The 12859-nt window shown below is 38.4% G+C and carries 14 protein-coding genes and 2 pseudogenes; 6 read left to right on the top strand and 10 right to left on the bottom strand.

Going from position 1 to position 12859, the window contains the following annotated elements:
• Positions 1-929: 929 nt before the first annotated feature.
• Complete coding sequence (locus tag HQR03_RS13410) at positions 930-1388, bottom strand: DIP1984 family protein (RefSeq protein WP_102090564.1); 459 nt, start codon at positions 1386-1388, stop codon at positions 930-932.
• A 27-nt stretch (positions 1389-1415) separates the two neighbouring features.
• Here HQR03_RS13410 and HQR03_RS14415 point away from each other — a divergent pair.
• Positions 1416-1599, top strand: a pseudogene (locus tag HQR03_RS14415) (DDE-type integrase/transposase/recombinase); the annotation flags it as partial.
• A gap of 461 nt (positions 1600-2060) precedes the next feature.
• Here HQR03_RS14415 and HQR03_RS13400 read toward each other — a convergent pair.
• On the bottom strand, positions 2061-2501 hold the full coding sequence (locus HQR03_RS13400) for a hypothetical protein (protein ID WP_173240479.1): 441 nt from the start codon (positions 2499-2501) through the stop codon (positions 2061-2063).
• Positions 2502-2771: 270 nt separating this feature from the next.
• Here HQR03_RS13400 and HQR03_RS13395 point away from each other — a divergent pair, with 270 nt between their 5' ends.
• Together HQR03_RS13395 and HQR03_RS14410 are read left to right on the top strand one after the other, a co-directional pair.
• Positions 2772-3191 (top strand): PPC domain-containing protein, encoded by a 420-nt coding sequence (locus HQR03_RS13395; protein WP_173240478.1) that lies wholly within the window; start codon positions 2772-2774, stop codon positions 3189-3191.
• A 289-nt stretch (positions 3192-3480) separates the two neighbouring features.
• Positions 3481-3528, top strand: a pseudogene (locus HQR03_RS14410) (hypothetical protein); the annotation flags it as partial.
• An 80-nt stretch (positions 3529-3608) separates the two neighbouring features.
• Here the strand turns inward: HQR03_RS14410 and mscL are convergent.
• The 4 genes from mscL to HQR03_RS13375 form a co-directional block, all read right to left on the bottom strand.
• A complete protein-coding gene (gene mscL / locus HQR03_RS13390) occupies positions 3609-4055 on the bottom strand; it encodes a large conductance mechanosensitive channel protein MscL (RefSeq protein ID WP_173240477.1) in 447 nt (148 codons plus the stop codon).
• Positions 4056-4655: 600 nt separating this feature from the next.
• A complete protein-coding gene (locus tag HQR03_RS13385; RefSeq protein WP_031944047.1) occupies positions 4656-5180 on the bottom strand; it encodes a PaaI family thioesterase in 525 nt (174 codons plus the stop codon).
• 74 nt (positions 5181-5254) lie between these two features.
• Entirely contained in the window at positions 5255-5650 is a 396-nt protein-coding gene (locus tag HQR03_RS13380) for a hypothetical protein (RefSeq protein WP_068408614.1), read from the bottom strand.
• Entirely contained in the window at positions 5625-6503 is an 879-nt protein-coding gene (locus HQR03_RS13375; RefSeq protein WP_173240476.1) for an alpha/beta hydrolase family protein, read from the bottom strand. Before HQR03_RS13375 ends, HQR03_RS13380 begins: the two co-directional genes overlap by 26 nt.
• A gap of 86 nt (positions 6504-6589) precedes the next feature.
• Here HQR03_RS13375 and HQR03_RS13370 point away from each other — a divergent pair, with 86 nt between their 5' ends.
• Together HQR03_RS13370 and HQR03_RS13365 are read left to right on the top strand one after the other, a co-directional pair.
• Complete coding sequence (locus tag HQR03_RS13370) at positions 6590-6955, top strand: MerR family transcriptional regulator (RefSeq protein WP_095570545.1); 366 nt, start codon at positions 6590-6592, stop codon at positions 6953-6955.
• 394 nt (positions 6956-7349) lie between these two features.
• On the top strand, positions 7350-8933 hold the full coding sequence (locus HQR03_RS13365; RefSeq protein ID WP_173240475.1) for a Fic family protein: 1584 nt from the start codon (positions 7350-7352) through the stop codon (positions 8931-8933).
• Between the two features lie 200 nt (positions 8934-9133).
• Here the strand turns inward: HQR03_RS13365 and HQR03_RS13360 are convergent, their stop codons facing one another.
• From HQR03_RS13360 to HQR03_RS13350, 4 genes are all read right to left on the bottom strand, one after another.
• The gene (locus HQR03_RS13360) at positions 9134-9577 is read right to left on the bottom strand and encodes a recombinase family protein (RefSeq protein ID WP_244952044.1); all 444 of its coding nucleotides are present in this window, start codon (positions 9575-9577) and stop codon (positions 9134-9136) included.
• Positions 9578-9610: 33 nt separating this feature from the next.
• Entirely contained in the window at positions 9611-9745 is a 135-nt protein-coding gene (locus HQR03_RS14310) for a hypothetical protein (RefSeq protein WP_264298306.1), read from the bottom strand.
• A gap of 93 nt (positions 9746-9838) precedes the next feature.
• Complete coding sequence (locus tag HQR03_RS13355; protein WP_173240474.1) at positions 9839-10282, bottom strand: hypothetical protein; 444 nt, start codon at positions 10280-10282, stop codon at positions 9839-9841.
• Between the two features lie 512 nt (positions 10283-10794).
• The gene (locus tag HQR03_RS13350; protein ID WP_173240473.1) at positions 10795-11685 is read right to left on the bottom strand and encodes a LysR substrate-binding domain-containing protein; all 891 of its coding nucleotides are present in this window, start codon (positions 11683-11685) and stop codon (positions 10795-10797) included.
• A 147-nt stretch (positions 11686-11832) separates the two neighbouring features.
• Here HQR03_RS13350 and HQR03_RS13345 point away from each other — a divergent pair, with 147 nt between their 5' ends.
• A complete protein-coding gene (locus HQR03_RS13345; RefSeq protein WP_173240472.1) occupies positions 11833-12696 on the top strand; it encodes a DMT family transporter in 864 nt (287 codons plus the stop codon).
• Positions 12697-12859 lie beyond the last annotated feature (163 nt).

Raw genomic sequence — 12859 nt, 5'->3', positions numbered from 1 at the left:
TAGCTCTCCCCTTGCGTCGGGGCGAAGCAGTGCTTCGCTTAATCCCTCCTCATTTAGGATGTCTTTCTCTATCTTAAGCTGTCTGACTTCTCGCTCAAGCTCTTGTATGCGGCTCCGCTCATTATCGTCGACTGCTTATTCGATAAAGATGGCAGTTTATTAGAAACAGCGCAGGTTAAATAACTTCCAGTATAGCTATGGAGCTGTAGTAGATAAGACTTTAAATAACACACCTTTTTCTCAAACTTTTAAGCTGCTCATGCTGCTGGCCATTTGCTCAGCCAGTTTTTTAATGTCAGATTGAGTAGTCATTGCTTATTCTCCTGCTATTGGATTATAAGCAGTTACACAGTTTTTAGGAAAAGCTTCTCAATCTGGCATTAAGTTACTGATTCATTTCGGGTATACCCGAGTGGAAACAGCTATATCACCCTTTAAGCCCATTGATAGACCGTTTAAAATAGACTAATGCAGTAAAACCACTTCAAGCGTACTATTATTACGCCTATAATCTATTGTAAGTATGCCTATGATAAACCGATTTCACTGGTTCGGTACCCTAGTGAGGACTTGAATGGAGTCGTGGATTAGAGAGGTTTAACATGGGGTGTTGAGTTTGGTAAATGCGTAGTACTCGTAGATGACGCTCTTGATAATCGGCGTATCAAGAGGCATTAAACGTAAAGTTGAAACCGACTGTCAGTATCTGGTAGTAAGGTCTAAGTAGTACCTTGTGAGCTGTGACGTGTTCGGGGCATAAGTAGTAAAAAAAGCGTCTACCCGCAACGCATGACAAACACTACAGTATGTTTTCAACCCCCTGTTGTGTAGGTAAGGGGTCTGACACTCGCCCAATCGGTTCCAATAGGTGGTTCTATTCATTTATGACTATAAGAATAGAAAATTATAAATTTAGTAGTCTACAAACCTCATTCAACAAGGTTAATTTGCCAGTTATTGGCTTGAATGACAATATTAATTTTGCGTAGTTTCATCGCTAGGTCATCGGCTTGCTTTTGTAAGCCAGCTACTGAGACCATAATATTCCATTTAATTTCTCGATGACTATAACGATCTGCCTCAGTGTCGGTCGCTTCAATTGCTTCAATTAATAGTTTGTGGCGCATCTCCAACGCCTCGCGTTCAACCAATAGCGTCAGCATTGATTGATCTTTATCCGTCTTAGCAACTGCATTGGTACGGTGAATACGCTCAATCAAAGCAGATAACTCAGTAATGACTTGACTAGCCTCAATCATTAGCTGACTTGGATCTTCATTTGGCGTATCGCCTTCTTGAACTTTAGCATTACTACGAATACGTCCTTTAATTTGAGCAAGTTTTTTTTGCATATCGCTACGAATAAGTAGGGCTTCTGCGAGTTTCATTTTTAGCTCCTTTTAACACCTTATTAGTATACTGCGTTTATTATAGATGTGTTTGTCCGTAGTATTGTTGGCTGGAAGGTGTCTAATCGTATGAACATCGATATGATGATGGCAGCGTTAAATCAAGCCATTGCAGACAGAAACAACCCAAAAGACGTTATTCATCGTAGTGATAGAGGCGTTCAGTATTTATCTATTCGTTATACTGATCAGATGGCTGATTCTGGCGTTATTACCTTTGTTGGAACGCGGGTAATTCATATGATAATGCATAGTACGATTGGTTATGTATCACCTTTTGAGTTTGAAAAGCAATATTATGATAGTCTTAATGAGTCAGGCAAAGTTGCCTGACTCAAATAAAACGCTCTCCGATATAGTCGGGGCGGTTCAGATAGCCAACTGGTTTAATATTATTCCGGTATATATGGGGTTAAAAAACGCACTAAGGCAGTGATTATTAAGAGTATTAGAAGAAGGAGTTGATATTTTATAAATCGTTCTGGGATAAATAAACACAGCACAGATACTATAAAAATTCCTATAATTTCAATCAAATTAGATAGACTTTGAGAGCCAAATCCTAACCCAGTTAATACGACCCACAAAAATGATGGTAAGAATACTAGGCTAAATTTTTTCAATGGTTTATTCATAGGTTAGGCTTATCTTCTATGTGGGCGCAATTTCTATTGCACCGGCAACGGCACAACCCTGATATACTTCGCCTGCGTAAGTTAATATTGCAGTAAATTCATTTTGATAGCCATTGTCATCGATACAAAGGTTATTTTTTATATTCACAACAATAGGCTGTCCATTGACAGTACTCGCGTATTCGACACCTTCAGTATTGACAGAACCAGAACCCACCACGGTAACTGTTGCTGTCGTTGGCTTTAAGAAATTTGCCTCTATACTTAGCTCATTTCCTTCAATCACTATTCGCCAAATTTTCCCTTTGTTTCCAAAAGCAGTAAATGCCCCTGACGCTACCGGCGCTTCTATTGTAGGCTGCTTACTCAGATCCGTGGTGTCGGCACGATGGTTACTACAAGCCACTAGAGCTAAGCTGCCCGTTAAGCAAATTGTCGTTAGAAGCAAAGAACGCATAATTTTTCCTTTAATATAATAAGAGAACACTACTATTTAGCAGTGTTCTCTTTGTTTACGTGATGAAATTCAGGTTTTTACTACCATAAGTAGGTTTACGGTAGAACTAGAAGCTAGGGCATTAATTAATACTATCCATTACGGGCAGCCTTATTCAGTAACTTACCAACGCACTCTCTATATTAGTAATACTAATATAACATATCTATAAAATTTAATAGCGTGAAGTAAGTTAAAATCGGTATTTTTTACTGCTCGGGGATTTAAAATATGAAAAACTTAACGGCTGCTATTCTAATTGCGCTTCCTGTTCTAATGGTAAGTCCTACAGTAATGGCCGCATCTTCAGATGCAGTGGCTAAAACTGTTGATGTTCAATTTAAAAAAGGCGCTAGTTCAGCTAACTATTATGGGAAATTAAAGGGTATTAAGTACGATTCCTATACATTTTATGCCAAAAAGAACCAAAAGCTTTCTGTTAAAACAACGGGAGGGAATGTAGATTCTTATTTATTTAATAAGAATTTATCAGATTCTGTCAATGTAGGAGAATATTCCTCTGAACTAGATAACCAAGGTTATTACACGCTTCCATATTCAGGTAAATATGAATTGCGTATTCTTCAGCCACGTTCTCAAGCTTCTAAAGGAAAAACACCTCCATATTGGCTAGAACTATCTATTCTATAGGTATATAAGCTTAATAATGGAGAGCATCCTATATTCTGTGTAACAGCTATGTGGCTTTCATCAATAATTACACAAAATGTAGGATGCTCTCAGCTTTTCATGCTACCAGCCATCTGCTGGGCCAGTTTTTTAATGTCGTTTTGGTTAGTCATTGCTTATTCTCCTGTTAGTGGATTATAAGCAGTTACACAAAGTTTGGGAAAGGCTCATGAAAAAAAGTTATTCTAAGTATGGCGTTATCTCTCTTTGGCTTATCTGCTCAGGCAGCAGTTACTGTCACTGATAGAAACTAAAAGGACTGAGTCCTGTGCAGTACAGGACTCAGTCCTTGGGGTAAACTAAACCGTCCAATATTTGGGGGTCAGTTCAGATGGGCTCCTTTTTTCATTCTATTAGAGCATCTCAGGTTAGACTCTCTTATTTAGTAACATTCGTATTGCTAAGCTTAGCGCTAATCTCACGAAGTAACTGCACTTCTTCTGAAGGTTTTTCTGGCACTTCTTCCTTTACTTCATCCGCACGACGTAATCTATTGACCATCTTCACCATCATGAAAATGATGAATGCTAAAATCAGGAAGTTAATAAGTACCGTAATAAAGCTACCATAAGCTAATACAGGAACGCCTGCTTCTTTCAAGGCGTCATAAGTCATAGCAATACCTTCAGGCACATCGCCTAATATCACAAACATATTCTTGAAGTTGATTTCACCGCCAGCAATAAAGGCGACGATTGGCATCATGATGTCCTCGACTAACGATGTTGTGATGGTTCCAAATGCACCACCTATAATGACACCGACAGCTAAGTCCATTACATTACCTTTTAAAGCAAACTCTTTAAACTCAGATACCATACTCATAATTTCTCTCCTAAAAATTTTTGTCTGTAAGTAGATCGGCGTGTAAATATACGATTGAAAACTGGATACATTGATAATGATCGAACAGCCCAGTATTTTAATAAATTCTGTTTGGTTATATATAAAACACAACACAAAAAAAGCTAGATAGAACGAGATATTTTCTACTCATCCTATCTAGCTAGATATAACACTTAATGCTAATACAGAAGATAATAATTAGGGTGTATTGAACATTCACAATTTGAACCAAAGATAAACGCGAGCCACTGTATTCTCATAGCTCTAATTTAACTTATCAAATCTTGTAGCAACAACTGTTCTGTAGTTTTTATTTTAGCAGAATTCTATGCAATTATGGTCGTTTCTTCTCTCTAGAGCCTATTTAAGCGTCTTCTAAGCCTTAAAGCGTAATACAGATATAACTGTTTCAGAAGGTCTAACAACACTATAAGACTTATAAGGTTTGCGAAGCAGCAGCAGAACAAAAAATAAAGAAGATTAAAGATGAGTTTGGAAGATAGGTATACCCATATAATATCCATTATATTCTTAACATTTTTCTTTGGTTTAAAAGCTATTAACGATCAAAAATTTTATCTAAACATCGAGAATGATGCAGGTTGTGGTGGCATGAGCATACAACTTGCCATCAGGCCCTACAATTTTTCCTTCAGCAGTTGCTGTTCTTCGACCAGCATGAATGACTTTGCCTTCAGCCCGTACTAAAGGTGTTGCCACTGTCAAAGCTCGCACCATATTTACTTTTATCTCTAAAGTTGTATAGGTTTTTCCTGCTGGTAAAAGGGTATGTACAGCGCAGCCAACAGCAGAATCTAAAAGCGTACAAAACCAGCCACCATGGACTGTACCCAATGGGTTGTAATGATGACGCTTTGGACGCCCTTGAAAAACGGCAATACCTTTTTCCATATGAATAGGAGTGTAGTCGAGCGTTAGACCAATAGGAGGATGAGGCAGCTCTCCTGCAAACATAGCATTAAAAATGTCCATACCGCTGCGAGTGGTTAAGTCTGATAATGGAATAACATCAGCGTTACCTAGCTTTTCTCTAATACGTGCTTCTTCTGCTTCCCATGTTGCTATTGTTTCTTCGACATTCATTTTCAATTCCTTAAAACGATAAATAAGAGGTTAGGCTATTTTTATAAAGGCTAAAGTTTCACCAATTAGTACTCTTAATGCCCACTTTTATTTTTAAAGTACATCGTTACATAGGCGATTAACCAAAAGGCACAAATTGCTTGAAACCAGATAAGACTGTGCATGGTAACAGTCATGATATTATCAGTCTCTATGTTGTAGTGCAGTAACGACAACAACCCCATTAAGGCGTACAAATAAAGCCACCAACGTCCTTTGGTCATCTGGCTTTTGACAGCCACAATCAGGCCATAGATACCAATTGGTGTCATGACGAACCAGAAGGCATCTACAAGCTGAGGAGATAACCAATCAGGCTCAGGATAGTGATCGAAATGAATCACATTATGAACATAGTGTAAAATGCTCGAAAACACATTAAGTAATACAATGAAAATCAGGGTTTTATAGTGATTGTAACGGTTTATCATGATGTACCTTGTTGATCGTCTCTAAAATATCTTGCCAAATATGAGTGTTTTTACTTCTAAAGTAGCCAAAATGTCCAACTGATTGGTCTGAGCCCCTGCCAATGCTATAGCGTTTAAAAGTGATGGGTTGATCGCTGGTCACATTTTTCCAAAAATTATGCAGGTTGCGTTCAGTGCAGATTTCATCATCATCGGCAGTGAAGACGAAAGTTGGCACATTAAAATTTTTGTAAGTCCCAAGGGGAATGGTTTTCCCATAGAATTTATCTGAGAAAAACAGCTCTTTTTCTCGGCACCAAGCCCCCCATTCCTCTGTAAAACCAGCTGGCAAATCTTCCATGAGTTTGAAGCTTTTAGCCGGCACATAATTAAAGACTTTATTACTAAGCGGTGCTAAAAAACGGAAAAAGAAATTGGCTTTAAGACGATAGCGAAGCGGCATATAGCTAAAATATCCTGCCGATACAGCCACTGCAATTAGAGCATCTAATTGATCGGCGTTATGAGCAAGGCCAACTTGTTGACCTCCAGCGCTATGCCCTACGCAATACAAGGGTAAGTCATTGAACAGGCGCTTAGCTGTATCGATAACAGCTGGAATGTCGTACCGTCCGATATCAGAATACTGATAATGACACTCCTTTAGATGACTTGTTTTAGAATCGCAAAACCCTCTATAGTTCCATAGAATAACATGAAAACCATGCTCTCTTAAGTATTTAGCAAACGGCAAATAATAAGAAGTTTTAGTAGCGGTTCCTGGATTTATTAGAACAACGGCCTTAGGGTTATTCGCTTTATAAAGAGTTGCACGCAGCTCGACGTTGTCGTCCGTCAATATATTCATATCCATAAAAGAACCTACTTGTTGTTAATTAACGCCTACTATAAACTATGGACATTACTCCACAGTCAAGCGTTAATTGAGGGTGCTCGATAATGAATATAAAAGAATTAACTGAAACAGTCGGACTAAGCAGAGATACGATCCGTTTTTACGAAAGGGAAGGATTAATTTCGTCACCATCTAGAAAATCTAATGGTTATAGAGATTACGATAACAGGATTGTGGAACAGCTCAATATGATTATTATGGCGAAGGAGTTAGGTTTCACCTTAAAAGAGATTAGAGAGCTAACAGAGCTATTGTATTCAAACAACCTGACGCAATCACAAATGGGTGAAAAGCTTCTAGAAAAAAACAAACAGCTAGAAATTAAAATTTCAGAACTGTCTAAGATGAAAACGTTAATCGATAATGCATTAAAAGGTATGTGTGAATATAAGGATAAGTTGGCGCTTTGAGACCTTCCTAAATTTTGTGTAAGTATTTAATCTAAATGGCAGTTACACAGAATCTGGGATGGGCTCTAGCAATCCTTCTTTCGATTAGGTTTGCCAAAATGTTGTAATGCTTATAATTGCTGTATTTTTTTGATAAGTATTGATGTGGGGGATTACCGCATTATTTACAGAAATAGGTACTCTTTTACTACGTAACTGTGTTGAGGGTAGGATATTTATCTCATCCAATTTGGACCCATTACGCCCACTTAGCATGCCCTTTAATCTTTATCTAAAGGCGTCGCAACGTCATAATAAAATCGTTTTAATGCAATAATGCTTCATTATAATCATTATATTGCATTCATAATTGTTTTTACGCAAAATGGCTTATCTATAATTGATTGAGCCACTCATGATAAACACCCCTACCTCAGATCCTATTGGCGCAGCATGGCTTATCCGTTATGCCAGCATCGAGCTGGTTTCCCCTTTATATGTCAGCAGCAGTATCGGTGGACGCAGACAAACCTATAAAGACGGTGACGTCATTCATAACACTTATCAGGAAACCGCGCGTCCACTGGACACAATCATTGCGCACTTACAGTTTCACATGCGTCATGAAGTACTGAGTTTAGAGTTACTGGTTCGTCTATTTAAGCAGATAGGTGCAAATGACGTGCAAGCATGGGTTAACGCTGAGCCGACAGGCAGCTATGCCCGTAGAATGGCTTTCTTATATGAATGGCTTATGGATAAGCGTTTAGAGGTACCGAGTAATTTAGGCGGTAATTATGTGGACGCTTTAGATGCTAAGAAGCAGGTTACTTCAAGCCCTGCGAATGTCATAAAGAATGCTCGTTGGCGTATCAATGACAATCTTGCAGGAACCCGTCATTTCTGTCCTCAACTGGTGAAAACAGAGGCATTTACGAAAGCCGCTGCACTCGATATTGCCACAATGGTTGACAAGCTGAACGATGAATTTGGGCAAGACTTACTGATGCGTGCCTCCGTATGGATGACATTACGAGAGAGTAAAGCCAGTTTTACTATAGAAGGTGAAGGGAAAGAGTTAAAACGTATTGAACGTTTCGCCGATGTAATGGCAAGGCGTACCGGCAAGGGCGATATCCCGCTTGATCCTGAATCACTAGCAGAGCTGCAACAAGAGATACTCGGCAGCAAAACGGTTATCCAGCAGTATGGTGTCCGTCAATCACCAGTTTTTGTGTCGCATACTCAGGTCAATGGCTTTAAAGAGATTGTGCACTATATCGCGCCACCTGCTGATGACATTGCTGAAAAGCTCAAAGGGTTAATGGCATTTATGGAAAAGACCGAGGGACAATCGGCACTGATACGTAGTGCTGTTGCTTCCTTTGCTTTTGTGTATATTCATCCGCTGGCTGATGGCAATGGTCGATTACATCGCTTCTTAATTAACGATGTACTCAGACGCGACCAGGTCATTCATGAGCCGATTATCCTACCTATATCGCAAGCCATCGCTGAGCATCCCTCAGACCGTCATGCCTATGACAAAATTTTAGACCGTGTCTCTGTGCCGCTTATGAAGCAAATCCGTGATCATTACAGCTTTGATAAAAAGGCAGTTACCTACCCTGATGGTATTCGCTCAAACTTAAATTTTGAAGACAGTTACCTCATTCAACCTGCATGGCGCTTTATGGATCTAACGCCTCACGTTCAGTACTTATCAGGACTCATTGCTCACGTTATTGAAAAAGAGATGCATAACGAGTCACAGTACCTAAGAAAGCATGACTATGCACGATTGGCGATAAAAGAGATTGTTGAGATGCCCAACAGCTATGCCGATAGAATCATTCGCAGTATGCTACAAAATAAAGGCACTAAGAGTAATAAGCTACTTAAGGACTATCCTTTTTTAGCAAATGAGGCAGTTTGGGATGACATTTTCTCTGTCGTTGTAGAGACCTTTAAAGATGAAGCAAATGGTTTGAATAGTTAGAACAAATCCTGCTATACGCAGGAAAATCTGCCTTGATAATCAAGCTCAAGCTAGTATTAGTATCATCGTTGCGATAATGATTCGTTTATAAAAGATTCGGCTAAAATACTGCAACCTGAAACGTAATCAATATTTTTCTTACTTAAACAGAATATATTAGAGGAACTCTAATAACAGACCATTTTTATTTGACAAGGTTATTACAGATCCTCAAAATAATTTTGAGTATTTGAGTATTTGAGTATTTGAGTATTTGAGTATTTGAGTATTTGAGTATTTGAGTATTTGAGTATTTGAGTATTTGAGTATCGACCCATTTTTATAGCTACAACAGCTATCAGTTGACGAAAACACTTAGCCGTAGCTTGCATTTCAGTATAGCTATGTCCAGATTTTAGGAGGTTAGCGATAATCTTACGTTTCTCGGAATCTTTCATACGTCCTGAATACTTATCTTCTGTATTAGCACGAGCAATACCTTGCATCTGACGGTTACGCCGATCTTCATAGTCCTTTCTAATAGCAGCGAGCATATCAAGTAACATTGAATTGATGGCTTGCAACACGCTACTCATAAATTCAGTGCTATTCTCAGATTGAAGCGCCATATGTGAGGTCGGCAGCTCTTTTGATACGACTGCCAACTTTTTCTCTGATAGCATTCTTTTGAGAGTAACCTAATCAGCTTGTTTCAAACGTGCTAAGCGGTCAAACTGCTCAACCAAAATCACATCGCCTTCGTGGGTTTGAAAAATGAGATAGTGTATCGCCAAGATAGGTGTAGTTTGATTTTTACTGTCAGGCTGCGTCACTAAAATCCGCGAAGTTTGTTACTACGGATTTGATAGTAGAGATCAGATGGATTGACCATCAGTTCGTCATACACAAAGAGTTGTGCCACAAGTCTACAACCCTCCATTATTATTTTCAGAGTGAAGACTTACCTGAGAGCTACCTTCTTGATGCTCATCTTTATTCTCTTTAAGGTTGGTCCGGCTCTCGTTATTTTGTTTTGTTCTAATACCATTCAATTCAAGGGTCGCTGCAAAAGCATGCTTATCAGGCATACTAATATGGTTTTCATTTTCTAATGGCCTATCTCTTTCAGATAAATGAGCAACTGATAACAGTTGATCGTTTTTTTGCTGGTCTTTAGTATTGAAAGTATCTACTAGAAGATATAAAGAGACTGGAATTAAAAAAATTGCTATTATTATTCTTTTGGTGAGCGCCTTGTTAGGACGAGACTTCCATTTATACAGTGGTGCCAATAACATGAGTACGCAAATAATGGCTAGTAAAAAATTAAAGAAGGAGTCTGCGATGGAATTAAATACATTAGCAATCATAATCTAATCCTTATGCATTACTTAACTTTTTTATTTGTATTGTTTCTAGGTTTAGTCTAAAAGTCAGTTCTAAAGTGGGCTGATAGATAATATAGTATTTAATCCTTAAAAGTTAACGATGTGAGATAAAAACTAGAAATTACTATGTAAATTATTAGATCAAGATTTTCTATAACGTCTTTTGGCCTACTGCAGTTAAATCTATACTACTACTGAAAATTAGTGTTGTCATTACATATGCTCTAGTTGAAGACAAACTTATTCTGCAGTTTAAGGTTTAGCGAGTTTCTTCTTTGTAAATATTACTAATAATGACTAAATATGATGAGCTTTATTCCTTTTAAATTTCAACCTATTAACTTATCTTATTTAAGATCAGATAAAATAAATGACTATTTATTGAGGATATGAGTCTTTATGAATTGTTGATCGGGATTTTCTAAATCATCATTTTAAACCCCTATAACAAATCATAATTTGATCTTTTGATAACAAATAAGGTAAAGAGTTTTTTAATTACATTGGGATTTCAGCCATTCGCTTAATTTAATAATATCATCCTGATTATTCTTTAATTCCTTGCAAACGAAGTAAAATTGGTCCCCTGTTAGAAATTCGTGCATTGGAATTCTAACGATATTTTGTTTATAAGCGTCATCCTGCATCATATAATTATTGGTAAGAGTAATGCCCAGATTGTACCTTGCGGCTTCTATCGCTAGTAGTACATGACTAAAATGATTTATCTTTATATCGCTTGGCAATTCAAATCCGCCTGCCTTACACCACCGCAGCCAATCCTCTGCTGTATTCACGCTTGTATCTGCATATCTCACAGACAATATTGGATGCCGCCACAATGCGTCAGGAAGGGGTTTATCTCTTATTTTCTCCCAAAGCTTTTGACCACACACAGGATATAAAGTTTCAGTAAATAAAAACTTACTGATGAAAGCATGTGGAGGAGGATCGACGGTGATATAACAATCGGCCCTTTGCTCATTATAATCAGAGGGATAATTAACCATATCTAAAGTGAGTTCTATTTCTGGATACTGTCTATAGAAGTCTTCTAGTCGAGGAATCAACCAATTCACTGCGACTGAACTGTACAGAGCTAAGCGTATATGCCCAGGTTTTCCATGTTTAATAATCTGACTACTATCTGAAAGTAGACCCAATGCGCCACTCACATCTGTGAAATAACGCTCACCAACCTCTGTCAACGAAAAGGTCCGGCCTTGCCTGTAAAACATTGCTTCCCCAAGATACTCTTCAAGGATGCGTATTTGGTGACTCACGGCACTTTGTGTCACATTGAGGCTTTCTGCTGCTTTTGAAAAGCTGTTAAGCCGTGCAACGGACTCGAAGCACTGTATTGCACGCAGCGGTGGTAAATCCATTATTACCTCAGGTAATACTAAATATGTTTTATATCATTATACATCATACCGTTACTTGAATATACTGCCTGACAGATCGTTAAATCAGCATGAACCCATTGGGGTTTTAACAGTTTCTGAATTTAGAGTAGGGCGAGGAGGCTAAGAATGCCAAAGATGAGTGTTGCATTTGCCATGACGCTATTGGTACTAGGAAATATCATTGCGGTCTTCTCAGACGCCTTGATAAAGGCCTTGCCCTCTGAGACGGCGGTATATCAATTTATCCTGTTTCGTCAATGCACAGCGGTTTTAATGCTGTTGCCATTTTGCTTAATTAATAAAAAAAACAAGTTATTCAGTAATATAAAATGGCACTTTGTTCGTAGTCACGTGTGGTTATTGGGTGTGATATTCATGGTACTGTCTCTTCAAGCACTGCCTCTTGCGACTGCGAATGCTATTTTTTATGCCGCCCCTTTATTTGTATTACCACTGGGTTTTTTATTTTATAAAGACAGATTAAACTTTCCGACTATCGCAGCCTCTATATTAGGTTTTGCTGGTATCCTCGTTATTGTACAACCGAAACAGATCAATTTAGGGGCGGTGTTTGCCCTTATAGTGGCGGTAACCATGGCGATAAACAATCTCTTAGTTCGTAAACTTCCTCAAAATCATTCTGTCTATCAAACGCTACTTTTGACTAATTTATTAGGAACCCCATTCGCGCTTGGTTTGGCTATTTGGGAAGGACAGCCATTTGATTGGCGCTCATTGATTACGGCCGCCAGTTCAAATGTATTCATTTTGATTTATGCAGGTATATGCGTACAGGTGTATCGACACATTGAAGCGTACAAAGTCTCTAGTGCGGAATACTCAGGTTTAATAGGAGCGGTGGTGGTTGGAATCATATGGTTTAATGAAGTACCAAATATGACTTTGTTAGTAGGGTCTGCGCTGATTATCCTACCTTTGATATGGCTAGCTACTCTCGAATCTATGAGGTTTAGACAAAAAACTGGGTAGGATAATGGCTCTTAAAACCTAATCAAGCTGATGTGCCATAAATAATAAGAAACCTAGATTAACACACCAAGTGCAACGCTAAGTAATGGAATAAAACACCTGGTTTGGCGTTTTAAACCCTAATCGTTTTCTTGGTCTGTTGTTTAACCTGTCTTCAATGTTT

Source organism: Psychrobacter okhotskensis, assembly GCF_013248965.1.
In the GTDB taxonomy this organism is placed as follows: domain Bacteria; phylum Pseudomonadota; class Gammaproteobacteria; order Pseudomonadales; family Moraxellaceae; genus Psychrobacter; species Psychrobacter okhotskensis.
This window is presented reverse-complemented; position numbering and strand designations above follow the sequence as displayed.

Excerpts from the sequence above, each read along its gene's own strand:
- mscL (WP_173240477.1), bottom strand. The coding sequence starts at position 4,055 with ATGAGTATGGTATCTGAGTTTAAAGAGTTTGCTTTAAAAGGTAATGTA.
- HQR03_RS13345 (WP_173240472.1), top strand. The coding sequence starts at position 11,833 with ATGCCAAAGATGAGTGTTGCATTTGCCATGACGCTATTGGTACTAGGA.
- HQR03_RS13380 (WP_068408614.1), bottom strand. The coding sequence starts at position 5,650 with ATGATAAACCGTTACAATCACTATAAAACCCTGATTTTCATTGTATTA.
- HQR03_RS13375 (WP_173240476.1), bottom strand. The coding sequence starts at position 6,503 with ATGGATATGAATATATTGACGGACGACAACGTCGAGCTGCGTGCAACT.
- HQR03_RS13370 (WP_095570545.1), top strand. The coding sequence starts at position 6,590 with ATGAATATAAAAGAATTAACTGAAACAGTCGGACTAAGCAGAGATACG.
- HQR03_RS13350 (WP_173240473.1), bottom strand. The coding sequence starts at position 11,685 with ATGGATTTACCACCGCTGCGTGCAATACAGTGCTTCGAGTCCGTTGCA.
- HQR03_RS13410 (WP_102090564.1), bottom strand. The coding sequence starts at position 1,388 with ATGAAACTCGCAGAAGCCCTACTTATTCGTAGCGATATGCAAAAAAAA.
- HQR03_RS13355 (WP_173240474.1), bottom strand. The coding sequence starts at position 10,282 with ATGATTGCTAATGTATTTAATTCCATCGCAGACTCCTTCTTTAATTTT.
- HQR03_RS13385 (WP_031944047.1), bottom strand. The coding sequence starts at position 5,180 with ATGAATGTCGAAGAAACAATAGCAACATGGGAAGCAGAAGAAGCACGT.
- HQR03_RS13395 (WP_173240478.1), top strand. The coding sequence starts at position 2,772 with ATGAAAAACTTAACGGCTGCTATTCTAATTGCGCTTCCTGTTCTAATG.
- HQR03_RS13365 (WP_173240475.1), top strand. The coding sequence starts at position 7,350 with ATGATAAACACCCCTACCTCAGATCCTATTGGCGCAGCATGGCTTATC.
- HQR03_RS13400 (WP_173240479.1), bottom strand. The coding sequence starts at position 2,501 with ATGCGTTCTTTGCTTCTAACGACAATTTGCTTAACGGGCAGCTTAGCT.